We start from the raw sequence: 15,736 nt of genomic DNA on the forward strand, positions 1-15,736 counted from the left end.
TTTTAAACGAATATATCGCGAAATTTCATTGCGTCAACCTAAACCTTATTTTATATGATCTAGCGCTTTTCTTCATAGCCAACACGTACAATCCATTCGTCAATGTATCCTTGACGCTTAAAAGAGCCGTAAGTACCGTGGAAGAATACAAAGCCAAATTTAATTTCGTTTCCTGTCGTTGAAAAGTCAGGACGCTTTGCCGGGTCCGAATGTAGGCTACTGTGATCCGCGTTGCTATAACTTTCGTTAAACTCTACAAAATCGTCCTCATCGAGAAATTTAAAAAAATCACTCAAGCCGGAAGATGTCATCCGCTGCCATTCTCTGGTAATATAGATTTTTCCATCTTGCTCTACCGCGTAGAAAAAAGGTATTCCCAAAGTATTGTGCTTATCTTGCGGAGTTTCAAAAACTCCCCGACAACGAAAGCGCATTTTATGAATAGTACCTTGTATGGAAGGGTGATAGGTGTGCTTTTGGTAAATGTAAACGCCATTGACTTCTCCTCCATTGCGGATGAGTATGTTTATCCGAGCTAGCGCTCTGTTATCTCGACGATCGCGTTTTATAGTAATTTTGGTATGAGATTCCTCATTATAGTTTTTCGTAAACGTTCGAAAAGAGTAGTCTTGTTCCTGAAAGTATTTATCTTGAACATAAGTTTCTTTCCATATTACCGACTTCGTACTTCGCACAAAATAAGCGTACATCGTAAAAAAAAGTAGTAACACAATTGTAACTACACCAACATATAAAGCTCTCCTAGCATTTTTAGCAAGAGACGGCTCTGCAAATATTTTAGTTGGTATGTTAAAAATATTTGCTAACTTCACAAAGCCATTGTCTGTTATTGATACAAGAAGTGGCTCTCCAGGGACAAAGTTCTTTTTCTCTTTTAGAACATCACAACTATATAAATTCAAATTTAAACTGTTTGCCAGTATTCGCGCATCTTTTTCATGGAGAATCAAGGCTCCCCCATAACGCCAACTCGCTTTTTGCGTAGCTTCCCACTTACTTACTAGTGAATCTAAACTCTCCGACTCACGGCTGTGATCTGTTACGCATCCTAATTTTAAACCTTCAAATTCCCAATTTGTATTTGGTTGCCACACACTACACGAAACAAGAATCACAGGCGACTTTGCAAAAAAATCGAAGTGATCAGGCCCTGCCGCAACGGCCAAACAACACGCTGCACCGTCAGAATTGCCATAGTACGGAAGGTTTTCAGCATCGCAATTTGCGATGTTTTCAGGAGAAGGAATCATCTGAAAATTTAAACGGAATTTCTGACGACGCATCGAAGGCTCTGCGAGCTGACATACATATTCGGCACCTGAATCACGAACTAAACGGCTACCAGGTTTCCCCGATACCACACTATGCCGTGTCCCACTAACACATTGAACTAGTATATACGATGGCTCCGTTGATGATTCTAGCGGAAAACCTAAAAGTAGATCCATAAAACTAGTCCCAAAAGTTTAACTCAATCGATTTTATTTTTCGTCTATTCATTTTTAATAACCACGAACCACCATGTTCAAGCGCCTTACCAAAAAATTCTTCTTGAGTTCCATTGTGAAAATTCACTCGTAGGTTACATCGCAAACGCATTTTTTGGCGAACCCCTTGTAAACTAATACAAATCGATTCATCATATACACTATGATCAAACGTAAGAAGTGCTTCTTGCTCACCAAAAAACGCAGCATCTAATTTTTGGGTTGTGGGTATGCCAAGGTGAGTGCCAGCAGCTTTTACTTTCCAGTTTTGTATTTGAATTTCTTGATCTTTATGACATAGTTTGAAAGCAACCGAATTTTCTTTCGTAAAAAGCTTACGTAAAAGCAGTTTTATATAGTAGTTTCTGGGAGTATTGGAATCTATTTTTTGCAGAATAGCTGGTATATTTTTTTCCTCTATGTAAATCAATTTCCATAATTCGGGATGGCTCTTCTCTTGTAAAATAGAACTTCTCTGTAAGCAAAATGGACATGTTAACAAGTGAAAAATAGCAAGGTAATACTTTCTCTCTTCGGTAAATTTCATTTGTAAAAAATACCGCATTAACAGATTATGTTCTTCTGAAAATGTTACTTGTTCCCATTTTTCTACAATGCAAAAGAAAAACATTTTTTCATCAAAATAACGACAGTCCGACGTCAAAAAAGTAGAGTCACTTAGTGTCACGTTTCATTTCCTCGTTAATAAATTTTAACAAGCCTTGCATAGCTTCTTGCGATAGGGGAAGATTGTTTTTGTGTAAAATTTGCTCTATCAACCCCACCCCTTTTCCATCTATACATTGTTCAATCGCAGGAACCATAACTTGTTTCACTACCGTCTGATACATTTCTGCAAATGTCTCTTTTGTAAAGTGAGGGGTTACATTTTTTTTTCGCGGTTTTCCCAAAACGAGCATACTGTATATTGGCAAATTCGTCACAGGAAGATCGTCTCGGGAAAAGAAATAGCTATCGCCTTTTTTTGAAAAAGGCACCTTTAAATAAAAAGCGCAAGTATAAGACTGTGCCTGGGTTACCTCGGGAAAGTTTTCCCGCATGTAATCAACTAAATTTTGTTCTTTGCTTTTACCAGATTTAAACTTGCGGAGCATTTTTTCAAAAGATAATTGCCCATATTTTCGATAGAGTGCTTCGAAAAAATAAGACTGGTCTTCTCTATGATTTGCAGATGCTCGAATAAAATTCCCCGTTTTGACATGGTGCAAAAAGTAATCTTCTCTAGACTGTAAAAAATTCGACTTCCTGTCAACTAAAAGTGTTTTTGACACGTCTTCGTCACACGAAGCCTCTTCCATTTCAGTTGTGTCTTCGATCTCAATAAGCTCTGTCTGCGATGAGAAATGATTGTCACTTAAATCTCGAAATAGTATCTCTTTTTGCTGCCAAGGCACCTTCAAAGCTCTGCCTTGGTAGTTTTCATCAACTTTTTCATAACAGACGATTACATCCGCCCGAGGAATGGATACCTTTTGCGACCATATACAAATGTATAACTCATAAACAGACATATTTTTGAGCAAAGATGTAGGAAAAGAGTTTCCAATGATAGGCTTTTTCAAATTAATACGCCGCGGAATCTTTCGTATACTCTTTTCTATTCTTCGTTCTTCACAATCCAATTTGTGTACTCCTCTTTATATAGAAAGAGAGTATTTTACACTAATAACTATTGCGATTAGTATATTATTTTACAAATTCTTGGAGCAGCAAAATGAAAATGAAATTAAACTTAGCGCTAATTTCGCTAATCTTTTTTGTCCCGCCTCTTTTTTCGGCACCTATTGTCATTCTTGATGCAAATGATTTCAATAATAATCCTTTCCATCATATTGACTTTGAAGTCGCCTCTGGACAAAATACAACGACAGGAATCAATAATTTTCTTGCCGATAAAAATGCCACATTCAGTATCCCTTTCGGGACCCTTAACCAAAGTTCACGAGATGACACAAACCCCTTCCCAAATGGCGATAGTGATGGGGGAGCCGTTAGTGGTGTTGGTCATGCGCGATTTGACATAAACACAGGACTTGATATTAGATTAACTTTTGCGAATGGCGTGGATGCGGTAGGTTTTTTTCTTGGTGGTGCTATCGGTGCAATTGCCAATTTCAAAGTGAAACTTGCCGATGGTAGTGACCTGCTATTTGACCCATTAGATCATATACCTGGTGTTCCAGATTTTAGTCCCAGCTCGGAAGCCATCAACGGTTTTTTTGGCGTCGATTCGAATGGCGGTCCTCTCATCACCGAAATAATATACGAACATAGCGGTGATGTCGTATCTGTTGATGACATTTTCTTTGGGACGGCCACGGCAAGTGGTAGTATAGGTCCACAACAATTTGCCGAAAACTTCGACATTAACTCATCCTCCATCCCTTTGCCACAAGCTGGCCAGGGCCAAGCGCCACCAATTCCAGAACCAACGACATTTATTGCTCTTCTACTGGGATTTTTTCTCATTCGTATCTATAAAAAAAGTAATTAGCTTTATTGAAAAAAATAAGCCTTGTACAGATATTCCATACAAGGCTTGAAATCACCATAATGTGCAAAGTTATTTTTGTCTTTTTATTTTGCGTACTTTCTTTACCTTGCCGCGATTGAGTACCCGCGGTAAAAATTCGCGTTCTAAAATATGTGGTGAGATCACTTTTAGTTGCATTGCGTTCTTTGATACTTGGAATATACGCGGATTAAATCCCGAAACAAAAAGTCCGCGCTTACCATCAGAATAAATTTCATTGACATAAATGTGCTGCAATGGATAGTTCTTCGGAAGTCCTAAACTCTTTTTTATGCCCAACTTAAAAGATCTCATATCGCGATATCCATATTTTTTTAAATCAACGCGCGTTCGCAGTGGCTTTTTCACTACGGTTTGCAACTGTCTTGCTGTTGGAACTTGCGCTCGTTCGCTAAAAGTTGGTTTTACCAATTTTTTCGCAAGTATTGGTGTAATCTTTGTCGTCGTTACTTGCGGGGCAACGCGTGTTCTTTTTGATACGTTTTGCGCAAACACAACACCGGTGAGTAAAATGATGATACTTACATAACGCATAATAAACCCCTTCCTTATGGATTATCGGCTCTATGGTGCAAAATAAGTGTTGGTGGAAACATTTCCTTACGACTACCACTCGCCCAACCAAAAGGCGTTCTAGGACGACGGTACCCACTACGATTATTAAAATTATCACATGGTATTTTCCAACCGACCTTCTTCACGTAATTCCACACTGCATCCGTTAAAGGACCTATTTCATCTTCGATGCCTTGGCGAATTCCATCGGTGACTTTGTCACCTATGGTAGTGACATTCCCTCTCACGGTAGACGCCAAACCACGCAAGATCTTTTTACGCAAAACACCCGACTCGACCCAAACGCCCCATGCCACCCATGACATGTGCAAATTTTGTTCGCGGTCGACATGAAAGCGATAACCTAGCTTAATCCACGCATCATAATCAAAAGCCCAGTGCTTAATATCAAGACTTATCTTGTGATAAATACGTATAATATCGTAGTATTTTGCCCAATAACTACTGGCAAAACCAAGCTCCGTCCAAAAACCATGAGCCGTATCATAACTAATTTGTGTTTTGAGTTTGCGATGCTTTACGATATCCTTGCTTTTATTGATTTCTTTACCAAACTCATCGCGAAGTTTATCCACCAAGCTATCCAGAGGTATGGGAGTATCGGTAAGTTGTTCAAGAGGCGTCTTTCCCTCTTTTTCGCGAACAGCAATCAAAGAACGCAAACGATTATCAAACCATCCTGCGGTAATAATCGCTTTAGAATGCCCTTTTTTCACATGAAAACGCAACATTTGTCCGTTGAAGTGATCCCCATCAAACAAATACAAAGTAATGTCCGACTTCACTGCCCAAATGCGAAAGGAAGACGCTTTGCGATAAAAAATCCCACCGTTGTACGCCTTAATCTGCGAGCCAATTCGCCTAATAGAGCCCACATGGTAATTGTTACCTGGAAGGTAATTTTTTCCCAGTACCGGTAAGTGTAAGCGCCAACTACGTCCTCTTTCATGGCTATGCTCGTATATTTGGACCCAATCCGCATACAGTGCGCTACTGCAAATTAAAATACACAATATAATTCTCATGATTTACTCCTCCTTTTATCACAATCTGACCAGTAAATAAAAGAGCAACAACTGTTCCGAATTGTAGAAAAGAAACCACGAATTAGAAATTTCTCAAGTGTGGGAAGCACAATATCATTTTTTGTATTGAAAAATAAGGCATACAATATGTAAAATCAATTGAATTGATCTTCGTTCTCGCCCACAAACTTTATGAAAAACTTAACAGTGTTGTTGCGCGTAAACGGCAACCTTAGCACTATGGGGACAAAATGTTTAAACTTTTATTTATTATATTTATCGGATTTTTTATCTTGGTTTATGGCGAACAATTCACCATAGACCAAGATGACATTTTTGTTAGTAGCGGACAAACAACATCATCATATACGGGTCCTGTACCCAGAAATACCAGAGTGGGGTCTGTCATCGATGGAGGGCTTGACGCCTTTGACTTTTACGGTTTCTGGGGATTTTTAAATCGCGGTTTGTCTCTTGAACGCCAAGTCGATACTCTTACCAGTGATAATGTCTATCGCTTCGTCGACACGTTTACCAATACTTCAGAGTCATCGATATCAGAAACAATTAGATTTGTTGGTCGTTTAGGTAGTAATTCAAGCGAAAAAATCGCCTTAAATCAAGCCGGTATCATTGTCTCGTTTGACGATCCTGACAATAATAATATCCCTCAGAGTGATCCCGTTATCGCCCATATTTTTGGAAACAATCCTTTTCTTAGCTCAATGAATGCCAACATTGCTGACAGTTTTTTTGATAATCGAGTCGATCTCGTTCTCAACCCTGGTGAATCAATAACCATAATGCACATGGCTTTTTTGGCTCGCGATTTGCAAAATAGAGTTGAAGACGTAAACTTAGCGATTACCCAAGGTTTAGCACTACAAGCCAATCCTATATTTACCGGCTTAAGTAGCGCACAAATCAATTCAATCGTTAATTTCGACACAATACCTGAGCCGCACACATACCTTTTTTTTATACTCGGCGGCTTTCTTTTATTGAGATGCCGGCAAAAAATAGCGAAAACGCTGTAGTAGAAATTGCTTTGCGATTCGTGTGAATCGCAAAACGATGTTACTTTGTGGACAATAGGAGGGAGAACTTAATTTTCTTTCCTTTGGCGAGAGCATGGACGGTGAAGAAACTCCACACCGCGTTATCGGAATTTTTAGCATCGTGGATTTGCACATTTATTTCAGCAATGTCCTCTTTTAACACTTCTAACTCCACCTGAAATTTCTTGCTGATACTATTCTTCATGTGGTAACCAAGCCACAATCTGGTATGTGAACCATTACCGTTTACCAAAACGTTATCGTTTTCGTCTTTCACCACTACCGAAACGTTTTTGTTCACCTCAATCGCTAGGTTGTAGTCGGTTTTTTCGTTCAATTTCACCGGTATTGTTTTATTTTCAATCGCGAATTGTTTGGTCATGAGTTCGACATTTTTCTTGCGATCCATGCCTTCGACTACCGAGTATACTCTTTTTACATTCGGTGCGTAGTCGGTCACTAAAAGTGTATTTGAGCCTTCAATTCCGGCCAAGTTTCCGCCTTGAGGGTTTACAATACGTAAAGAGCGTAATGTCGTCTGAACCTCTCGCGAGGAAATGTATTTTAAATCGATGACCATGGTGATAAACTTATCGGTATTGGCAACAGCCTCTAGTTCTTTTTTCGAATATATAATCGAAGTCGATGTCCACGGCCCTTGGATATTTCTTTTCAGTTTTAAAACTTCGCTATTTCCCTGACCTACTTTTTCGACAATGTAGCCGTTAAACTCTAATGCAGAGTATAAAACATTCATCAATTCTTCGTTTGTCGAGGCTTTTAGATTAGCAATGTTGAGTTTCTTCGCAACTACGGAAGTGTCATATATTATGGTTCTTCCCGTTTTCTTGGCCACATGATCGATAAATTGTTGTAAACTAATCTCAGATGTTTCGATTTCATTTTGTGCATATAGACTCACAGTTGCCAAAATTATTAAGGTATAAATTCGAAGCATGTTTACTTCCTTTCTGCATTCAATATTTGATGAACTCTCTCGTAAGCGATTTCTTGGAGGCGGTAGTTATTACTTTTTTCCATAATTTCTTTATAAATTTGCAGTGCGCGTGGCACATCGCGTAACTGTTGTTCTAAAATTTTCGCTTGCCAATACTTGGCAAATTTTGCCACTTCATCTTGTTCGTTACTTTGTGAAACCTCCTCTAGGTAGGTCGCCAGCGTAGTAGCGTCGCGACTTTTGGGAAAAGGTTTATGAATACGGCGTACGGTTGTTTCCTGATTTTTCAAATACATCTTAAAAGCATTGCTTGCAAGTGGTGAATCGGGATATTGGGTAATAATCACCTTCAATCCATAGTACTCTTGTTGCTCCTGTGCACGAACATACAACATTAAGGGATAATAATTGTCGCGTTCGTGATGTCTCATCCAACTTATGCGTTGCTTGACCTCTTCGTCGTTTAACATACTTTGTTGTAGATACTTTTTGTAACGCTCATAAGCGGTTAAAAACTGTTGTTGTTTAAAATCGCGGTCCGCTAGCTGTTTACATGATTTCCACGAATAACTCCCATACGAACCTTCTTTTTCGAGTTGTTGTAAAATCCGAAAATACGCCGCACTATCTTTTTCATAACATTGTGATAGTTGCCACATATATTTTCCGCGTTCGCTGGGATCAAGAAAAGTATCGGCTAAAATTTCGCGATATATTTTTTGCGCCTTCCTGTACTGCTTATTTTCATGTAAATTTTTCGCTAAAGATATGCGAATGGGTGCTGTTAAAACACTCTCTGGATACTTCTCCAAAAACTTTTGCTGCGCTTCAGATACGTATTTTTTATCCGCAGTGTATGTCAATTCTTCTAATTGATGCAAATCGCTTATTTGTGTTTGTAATTTCGTATCTTGCACTAACTTTTTTTCCATAGTCTGGATAAGTTTTAGTTGCCCCTGAGACAACGAAGTTCGGTACTTTTGGTTCTGAGCTAGAATCATCAGAACTTCATTGATATTTGTTTTTTTCACAACTTGTTTGCGATTTTCAGGCAAATACAATTTTCCTAAGACAAATCCCAACACGAAACAAAACAGTAAAACGGCGGCAATGGGAACAACGCGCAACAATATTCTTTCAAACCTGCGTTTCTTAGGTCGCCAATGTTCCTCTGAGCTTTGCGATACAATATCGAGAACTTGTTGTAACTCTTGAACCTCTCGCGTACAATTGCTACAATTGTCTATGTGACTTTGCCAAATTTCACGTTGCTCTTTAGGCATTTCATCATAGAGATAACTCGCCATTTCCCTTTGAAATATTGAACATTCCATCAAAACACCTTTCTACTCCATTAAGCCTTGTTGCTTAAACTCTTTTTTCAACTTTTGTAATGTTTGGTATAGCGTTGCTTTAATCGTCCCTTCGGCACAATTTGTTTTTGTTGCAATTTCGCGAATAGACATTTTCTTAAAGTGCTTGAGATACAAAACTTCTCTTTGCTTGGGCGGCAAGGTCTCAATAATAGAATGCAAAATATCAATCTGCTCTTTCTCTACTACGCGATCTTTTTCGTCAGAAAAACTCTCCATAAAAGAGTATTGACGCGGCAGATGTCGTTTTTTAACCTGCTTTTTACGCAAGTGATCAATAGATAAATTCTTGGCTATGCGTAAAATCCAAGCGTGAAAGTTTTTTCCGTGCCACTGTTCAATTTTCTCTAACATAGTGACAAACGTTTCTTGTATAATGTCCTCGGTATCATCTTGCGAGCGCGTTATGGCAAAAACAATTTTGTACATAATAGGATGATAGTGATCCATTATTTCAGGAAAAACTTCCATGTTTCCCTTCTGTAAAGACAGGGCTAAATTTTCAATTTTTTCTAACATTCTGACCTTTCCAACCTTCGCAATACAGCTTGCGTTCACATAAGGTTCTGTCCCCGGGTTGCATTTAATCAAAAGACGCGAAGTATGATTAAAAGGTTTAGTAAAAAAATTTATAGGAATATTTTCATGAAGCGAGCATATGTTATTTTAATCATTGTTATTATTGTCGCCATCATTGTCGGATGCTCACTAATTCGTACTATTTTTTATCCACCCGCGGTAGAGGCGGGTGAACTTTACGATAATAAAGGTCAATCGTTGTCTTTCTCAAAGTGGGATAAAGACTTACAGGAATATGTAAAAAACGGTTCCGTAAATTATAGCAAGTGGAAAGAAAATCAACAAAACCTCGATGATACACTTGCGTATTTCAAAACGATCCGCCGTACTCAAACAGCACGTGATCATCTCCTAGCAGCTTATATCAACGCCTACAATGCGTTCACCATCAAACTTATTCTCGAATATTTTCCCGGGATAAAAGGAATTCGCGACATTCCCAGTGCCAAGCGTTGGGACGCTGTCCGTTGGGAAGTCGGTGAAAAAACCGTTAGTCTCAATCAATTAGAACACGATATTTTGCGTAAAGAATTTATTGAACCGCGCATTCACTTCGCCATCGTCTGCGCAAGTATCGGTTGTCCTCACTTGCTCAATAGAGCCTACGAAGGAAATATACTCGATACGCAACTCACAGAAATGACGCAAAACTTTTTTCGCCGCAAAGAAAACTGCAAAATCGATGGAAATACCGTATACCTAAGTTCTATATTAGACTGGTTTCGCGGTGATTTTGTTCGCGATGAATTGGCAACCAAACTACAGTGGTTTGGTGAAGACTACAAAAAGGCTTCCCAACAAGTTCGTTTACTGATGTTTGTCTGCAAATTCGCCCCCAAAGATATTCGCGAAAAAATTAGCAAAAACTATAAAAATTGGTCGATAAAATACACAACATATGACTGGAATTTAAACGGTCAATAAAAGGCTTGTCACAAAGTTTATCAATTGCTACAATAAGTACTTTGTATCATCTGTATTGTTTAGTAAGCTGTATAGATATCTACTTAGTGAATAAAATGAAAAGTGTTTGAGTCCAAACACAATGTACTTTCATATTCGTTATGTATTTACTTAATCAACAGTATACGAAAACTTTATAACATTTGTTTCTCGGTAACGATATCATCATTCTATTTTTGTGTGGGTGTATTATGAGTTCAAAAAGCGGCTTAGATATAGTTGGACTTCCCAACCTGTTTCAAAGTATATCAAACGACATGAAAACCGGTACTTTAAAAGTCCAAAGCGATTTAGGTGAAAAGTATGTATATTTTCGCAAAGGTGACATTCAACAGGTTTCTTCCCCACAAAAGCCTTCGATTCTAGCAGAGGGATTGAAGAGGCATCCTGGATTAGACGAAGAATCCTACCAGGAAATGTGCGCACAACAAAAATCTACAGGAAAATCAATGGCATCCTTGCTTCTAGAAGAAGCAGAGGAAGGCAAACAACTTGTGATAGAAGTCTGTCAATTTCAAATTTTAGAAGAAATTTGCGAGCTCTTTACTTGGGAAGATTGCCACTGTGAATTTGAAGAGGGTGATCCTCAGGCCATGCTATTCGACATGGAAATTTTGGATATCGACATGGCAATGAACACCGGTATGGTTCTGCTGGAAGCAGCTAGACGCTATGACGAGTGGAAAATCATTCTTGAAATTATCCCTTCTAAAGCCGATATTCCTGAAACAAAAGAAGAAGCAAAAGAAGACTTAGAAGAAGATGAAACAGCTGTACTGAGTTTAATAGATGGTTTTCGCGATGTAGAAGAAATTCTCGATCAAGTTCGTTTAAGTCCCTTTGTCGCGATGAAAGCTATTGCCAACCTACTACAACAAGGCAACATCGCTTTTCGCACCGGACCTGATTTAGCACGTATGGCAAAATTAGATATTTTCCGCGAAAACAAATACAAAGCAATAAAACTATATGAGCGTGCCGAAGAACTTGGCGAAAAGAGCGCAGAAATAACCCTGTGGCTGGCACGTTCTTACGAAGCGATGGGAATGAAAGACAAAGCAGCAAAACAATATTTGGAACTTGGTTATCACTACCTTGACTCAAAGGTATACCACAAAGCCGCTAACTCGTTCGAAATGGTCACCCATTTGACACCTGACAATTTTGACGCACAGGAGCGCTTAATAACACTTCTTCCCAAAATGAGTCGTCTGGAAAATTATAGTGAAACCACAACGAATTACTCTAGGTGGCTAGCGCTACGCGGGGATCGACGCCGCGCAATTGTACTGCTAAGAGAGTCCATCGCACGTGTACCTGATAATTTGAGTGGCCTTGATCTTCTTGGAAACTTGTACCGTGAAGAGGGTGAAAGACAAAATGCCATTGATACATATCGATCTCTGGCAGACAAAGTAAGTGATTCGGAAAATCGCGAAGCTTCCATTGGAGCATATGAAAAAATCATCTCCATGGACCAAGACAATTTAGAAGCACGCAAAGAAGTGGCGGAAATCTATCACGAAGTGGGAAAACACCAAGAAGCAATGGATTATTACTTAGCAATTGGTCATAAAATTTCCACAAACGACAAAATAGATCAAAAATCCATTGAACTACTCGTAAAAGTTAGTTGCAAAATTATTGAAATTGACCCAAGTAATCTCATCGCCAGAGAATGGTTGGCCAAGGCATACATAAAGCAAAATAAAAACGACTTGGCAATTCAAAACTTAGAAGAACTATTGGCCAAGGCCAATGACAATACCGAACTCAATTTGGTCATCGAAGCCCTCAAAGACCTAACAGCGCTAAAACCGTTAGATTTTGAGAATCGTTTGCGTTTAGCAGAGTCATACTTGAAGGTAAAACGAGAGAGAGAGGCCGTTCAAGAATTATTTAATCTTGGAACAACGGCGGCAAAGAACAATAATATCTCGCAAGCATTAAAAGCTTTTGATCGTCTACTTTCTTACGAACCGTCTAACTATGCGACACGGCTTAAAAAAGCAGAAATACTAGAGAAAGAAAAAGACCTACTCGAAGCGATGGATGAATTAATGTTAACAGGCTATTTGAGTATGGGAGCCGATAAATTGTGGCAAGCGGTAAAAGCTTTTCGCAAAGTTCTGTCTCTTGACCGCAATTCGAATATCATTTGTTACTTTGAGTTGGGCAAAGTATATGAAAAGCTCGGAAAAAACAAAGAAGCCATTGCTGCATACAAGAAACATGTACAAAAAAATGTTAAGCGTAGTAACTTTGGCGATGCGCTCACTTCTTGTGATCATATACTACGCATTGATCCAGATAATAAATGGGCTAAAGTCGCGCAAGATAAACTCAACAATATAATGCCAAGTATTAACGAGTTATTTCAGAATAGCGTAAAGTAAACTATTTTGGAAAACTTGGAAATCACCTTTACAATGGGGCACTAACAACTACCTCAGAGTGTTGTTCTGCTTTTGCAGAAGTGACACATGAGGTAGTTTTGTATTAGAATTCAAGCTAACTTTAGGGATTAGTTCTCCTAGCAAAACTAAATCATGATCAACTAGTCTGAAAACAAAACCATAATAGAACCCAATACAACACCAATATAGAAAAGCAAAAAAGTAAGAAAGGATACAAAGTGGAAACACCGTTTAATGAGGAGTTACTAGAAAAAAGACAAGCACTACTCGACATGGGCGTAACTCCTTATCCTTACGATTTCAAAACATCCCATAAGTTGAACGAAATCCGCGAAAAACAAGAAGAATTAATGGAACAAAACGTGTCCGTTGCAGGAAGAATTACTGCATTGCGCCGCCAAGGCAAAAAAGTATTTTTTATCGACTTAGAAGACTTTGACAATCGCATACAGTTGTACATGAAACAAAAAAATCTTGGTGACGAAAATTGGCAGGCACTTTTGCAATTAAATATCGGTGACTGGCTTGGAGTGACCGGAAAGCTATTTGTAACTAAAATGGGAGAGTTGAGCGTCAACGGTGAAGAAATGTCCGTGTTATCCAAAGCGGTCGTCCCCGTACCTATTGCCAAATCAAAAGGAGAAGAGTCTTTTTATCAACTTTCTGATGCGGAAATATTATATCGCCAGCCTTATATTCGTTGGATTACCGACAAAAAAGCGCGCGAAACAATGGTAACGCGTTCACGCATTATTTCTGCCATACGCACTTTTATGGAAGAACGGGAGTTCTTAGAAGTTACCACCCCGACAATTGAAACTCTTTACGGTGGAGCTGCGGCAAAGCCATTCGAAACAAATATCCATGCGCTGTCCAATCAAGAGGCATACTTACGTATATCTCCCGAGTTGCCATTGAAGAAATTTATTGCCGGTGGTTTTCCTAAAGTCTTTACTATTTGCCAAAATTTTCGCAACGAAGGGATTGATCGTTCTCACAACCCTGAGTTCACAATGATGGAATGGTATGAAGCGCTCACCGACTACAACTACCAAATGGATCAATTTGAAACGTTGGTCTCCACCGTGGTGCAAAAAGTGACAGGTGACATGAAAATAACCTATCAAGACACGGAAATTGATTTCTCACCTCCGTGGGATCGCTTCACGATGATCGAAGCTATTAAAAAATTTGGCGATATTGATGTAGAAAACATGAGCGAAGACGAACTTCGCGCAAAGGTCAAAGAGCTCGACAAAGACGGCAAAATGAAAAAAGAATTTTCTTGGGGACACGGTGTTAACTTTCTGTTTGAAGAGTTATGCGAAGAAAAGCTAATACAGCCCACGTTCATTATGGATCATCCCATCGAAATTTCGCCGCTTACCAAAGTAAAACGTGGTAACGAAAAACTTGTCGAACGTTTCGAACCATTTGTTGTCGGTATGGAAATAGGTAATGCCTACTCCGAGTTAACCGACCCTGTCGAACAATATGCGCGATTTAAAGAACAACGCAAATTTGATGAACTCAGCATGGAGCAAGAAGGAACTGTTCACCATCCCATCGATATGGACTTTATCAACGCCATTGCCATGGGAATGCCACCGACCGGAGGTGTTGGATTGGGTATAGATCGCCTAGTTATTTTATTAACCGATCAACCATCGATCCGCGATGTGATTGCCTTTCCTATGATGCGCCGCATTGTAAGTGAGGCAGAAGAAAATGAAAATGAAAACAAAGACGAAGATAAAAGCGAGGAATAATATTGCACGATGAATGTGACGATCCTTCGGAAATGTTTTCCTTTTGGAATATGTCGGATGAATTGTCTACATCAAATTTAGAATGCGTAGAAGTAATATCTTCTCTCGAGCCTGGCAGTCACTTTGGAAATTACCGAGTGATTGCAAAGCTGGGAAGTGGTGGTATGGGTGCCGTGTACAAGGTTTATGACACACGACTCAACAAAGAAATCGCCCTAAAACTCATTATCTCTGCGGACAAAGCTTCGCAAGAAAGTACAGAACGTTTCTTGCGCGAAGCCAAAACAACAGCAATATTAAAACATCCCTATATCGTACAAGTTTACGATATAGGCCACGAAAGTGGGCAACCTTATTTTTCCATGGAACTCGTTGAAGGTATATCACTAAAAGATTTTGTAAAAACCAATCGTTGCTACCAAAAAGTGATGCACATTTTTGGTAAAATTTGTGAAGCAATGCACTATGCTCACCGTTGTGGGGTTATTCATCGCGATTTAAAGCCAGATAATATCATGATTCGCCCACAGAATGACCCATGTATCATGGATTTTGGTTTAGCAAAAACAAAAGTAAAAAACAAAAAGATTTCGCACACGGGTATGGTAATGGGTACATTGCAGTACATGGCGCCGGAACAAGCCCAAGGCCTTGTTAATTTTATTGATGAGCGAAGTGATATATACTCACTAGGGTGCATTCTGCATTACTTGTTGGTAGGTAGACCTCCTTTTATTGAAAAGGGTGTATATTCCTTTCACTTTATGTATCAAATTTTGGCAAAAAAACCCGCTTTGCTATCCGTATACAGAAACGATGTTCCACAAAAGTTACAAGATATTTGTCTCAAAGCCCTCGCAAAAGACAAAGAATCTCGTTACCAAACTGTCGCACAGATACTATACGATTTAAAAAAAGTGCACTTCTAAAAACTTTCATCAATTATTCTAATGGTG

General features: G+C 39.0%; 14 protein-coding genes. 6 read left to right on the forward strand and 8 right to left on the reverse strand.

Annotated features, from left to right (window positions below):
- Nucleotides 1-59: 59 nt before the first annotated feature.
- The 3 genes from UABAM_RS12625 to UABAM_RS12635 are packed head-to-tail and all read right to left on the reverse strand — an operon-like array spanning nucleotide 60 to nucleotide 3,151.
- On the reverse strand, nucleotides 60-1,469 hold the full coding sequence (locus UABAM_RS12625) for a hypothetical protein (RefSeq protein WP_151968365.1): 1,410 nt from the start codon (nucleotides 1,467-1,469) through the stop codon (nucleotides 60-62).
- Between the two features lie 4 nt (nucleotides 1,470-1,473).
- A complete protein-coding gene (locus UABAM_RS12630; protein WP_151968366.1) occupies nucleotides 1,474-2,196 on the reverse strand; it encodes a hypothetical protein in 723 nt (240 codons plus the stop codon).
- Nucleotides 2,183-3,151 (reverse strand): hypothetical protein, encoded by a 969-nt coding sequence (locus UABAM_RS12635; protein WP_151968367.1) that lies wholly within the window; start codon nucleotides 3,149-3,151, stop codon nucleotides 2,183-2,185. Before UABAM_RS12635 ends, UABAM_RS12630 begins: the two co-directional genes overlap by 14 nt.
- A 92-nt stretch (nucleotides 3,152-3,243) precedes the next feature.
- Between UABAM_RS12635 and UABAM_RS12640 the strand changes: the two genes are divergently transcribed.
- Entirely contained in the window at nucleotides 3,244-4,023 is a 780-nt protein-coding gene (locus tag UABAM_RS12640) for a hypothetical protein (RefSeq protein ID WP_151968368.1), read from the forward strand.
- Between the two features lie 69 nt (nucleotides 4,024-4,092).
- Here the strand turns inward: UABAM_RS12640 and UABAM_RS12645 are convergent, their stop codons facing one another.
- Both UABAM_RS12645 and UABAM_RS12650 read right to left on the reverse strand, forming a co-directional pair.
- Nucleotides 4,093-4,596, reverse strand: a complete 504-nt coding sequence (locus UABAM_RS12645; RefSeq protein WP_151968369.1) for a hypothetical protein — start codon at nucleotides 4,594-4,596, stop codon at nucleotides 4,093-4,095.
- Nucleotides 4,597-4,610: 14 nt separating this feature from the next.
- Entirely contained in the window at nucleotides 4,611-5,663 is a 1,053-nt protein-coding gene (locus tag UABAM_RS12650; RefSeq protein WP_151968370.1) for a hypothetical protein, read from the reverse strand.
- Nucleotides 5,664-5,914: 251 nt separating this feature from the next.
- On the opposite strand from UABAM_RS12650, the gene UABAM_RS12655 reads away from it, so the two are divergent.
- Entirely contained in the window at nucleotides 5,915-6,700 is a 786-nt protein-coding gene (locus UABAM_RS12655; protein ID WP_151968371.1) for a hypothetical protein, read from the forward strand.
- A gap of 40 nt (nucleotides 6,701-6,740) precedes the next feature.
- On the opposite strand, the gene UABAM_RS12660 is transcribed toward UABAM_RS12655, so the two are convergent.
- From UABAM_RS12660 to UABAM_RS12670, 3 genes are read right to left on the reverse strand one after another with little or no spacing between them, the layout of a single operon-like run.
- Nucleotides 6,741-7,679: a secretin N-terminal domain-containing protein gene (locus tag UABAM_RS12660; RefSeq protein WP_151968372.1), complete on the reverse strand. Its 939-nt coding sequence runs from the start codon at nucleotides 7,677-7,679 to the stop codon at nucleotides 6,741-6,743.
- A 2-nt stretch (nucleotides 7,680-7,681) separates the two neighbouring features.
- Complete coding sequence (locus tag UABAM_RS12665; protein WP_151968373.1) at nucleotides 7,682-9,013, reverse strand: zf-HC2 domain-containing protein; 1,332 nt, start codon at nucleotides 9,011-9,013, stop codon at nucleotides 7,682-7,684.
- 12 nt (nucleotides 9,014-9,025) lie between these two features.
- Nucleotides 9,026-9,571 (reverse strand): RNA polymerase sigma factor, encoded by a 546-nt coding sequence (locus tag UABAM_RS12670; protein WP_151968374.1) that lies wholly within the window; start codon nucleotides 9,569-9,571, stop codon nucleotides 9,026-9,028.
- 126 nt (nucleotides 9,572-9,697) lie between these two features.
- On the opposite strand from UABAM_RS12670, the gene UABAM_RS12675 reads away from it, so the two are divergent.
- The 4 genes from UABAM_RS12675 to UABAM_RS12690 all read left to right on the forward strand — a co-directional run bounded on the left by UABAM_RS12675 (nucleotide 9,698) and on the right by UABAM_RS12690 (nucleotide 15,709).
- Nucleotides 9,698-10,555: a DUF547 domain-containing protein gene (locus UABAM_RS12675; protein WP_173013284.1), complete on the forward strand. Its 858-nt coding sequence runs from the start codon at nucleotides 9,698-9,700 to the stop codon at nucleotides 10,553-10,555.
- 230 nt (nucleotides 10,556-10,785) lie between these two features.
- Entirely contained in the window at nucleotides 10,786-12,990 is a 2,205-nt protein-coding gene (locus tag UABAM_RS12680) for a tetratricopeptide repeat protein (protein ID WP_151968376.1), read from the forward strand.
- A 239-nt stretch (nucleotides 12,991-13,229) separates the two neighbouring features.
- Nucleotides 13,230-14,780, forward strand: a complete 1,551-nt coding sequence (lysS, locus tag UABAM_RS12685) for a lysine--tRNA ligase (RefSeq protein ID WP_151968377.1) — start codon at nucleotides 13,230-13,232, stop codon at nucleotides 14,778-14,780.
- A gap of 2 nt (nucleotides 14,781-14,782) precedes the next feature.
- Entirely contained in the window at nucleotides 14,783-15,709 is a 927-nt protein-coding gene (locus UABAM_RS12690) for a serine/threonine-protein kinase (protein WP_151968378.1), read from the forward strand.
- Nucleotides 15,710-15,736 lie beyond the last annotated feature (27 nt).

It is taken from the genome of Candidatus Uabimicrobium amorphum (assembly GCF_009002475.1).
In the GTDB taxonomy this organism is placed as follows: domain Bacteria; phylum Planctomycetota; class Uabimicrobiia; order Uabimicrobiales; family Uabimicrobiaceae; genus Uabimicrobium; species Uabimicrobium amorphum.

Coding starts and splice junctions, on each gene's coding strand:
- UABAM_RS12640 (WP_151968368.1), top strand. CDS start 3,244: ATGAAAATGAAATTAAACTTAGCGCTAATTTCGCTAATCTTTTTTGTC.
- UABAM_RS12670 (WP_151968374.1), bottom strand. CDS start 9,571: ATGTTAGAAAAAATTGAAAATTTAGCCCTGTCTTTACAGAAGGGAAAC.
- UABAM_RS12655 (WP_151968371.1), top strand. CDS start 5,915: ATGTTTAAACTTTTATTTATTATATTTATCGGATTTTTTATCTTGGTT.
- UABAM_RS12660 (WP_151968372.1), bottom strand. CDS start 7,679: ATGCTTCGAATTTATACCTTAATAATTTTGGCAACTGTGAGTCTATAT.
- UABAM_RS12650 (WP_151968370.1), bottom strand. CDS start 5,663: ATGAGAATTATATTGTGTATTTTAATTTGCAGTAGCGCACTGTATGCG.
- UABAM_RS12645 (WP_151968369.1), bottom strand. CDS start 4,596: ATGCGTTATGTAAGTATCATCATTTTACTCACCGGTGTTGTGTTTGCG.
- UABAM_RS12680 (WP_151968376.1), top strand. CDS start 10,786: ATGAGTTCAAAAAGCGGCTTAGATATAGTTGGACTTCCCAACCTGTTT.
- UABAM_RS12625 (WP_151968365.1), bottom strand. CDS start 1,469: ATGGATCTACTTTTAGGTTTTCCGCTAGAATCATCAACGGAGCCATCG.
- UABAM_RS12665 (WP_151968373.1), bottom strand. CDS start 9,013: ATGGAATGTTCAATATTTCAAAGGGAAATGGCGAGTTATCTCTATGAT.
- UABAM_RS12675 (WP_173013284.1), top strand. CDS start 9,698: ATGAAGCGAGCATATGTTATTTTAATCATTGTTATTATTGTCGCCATC.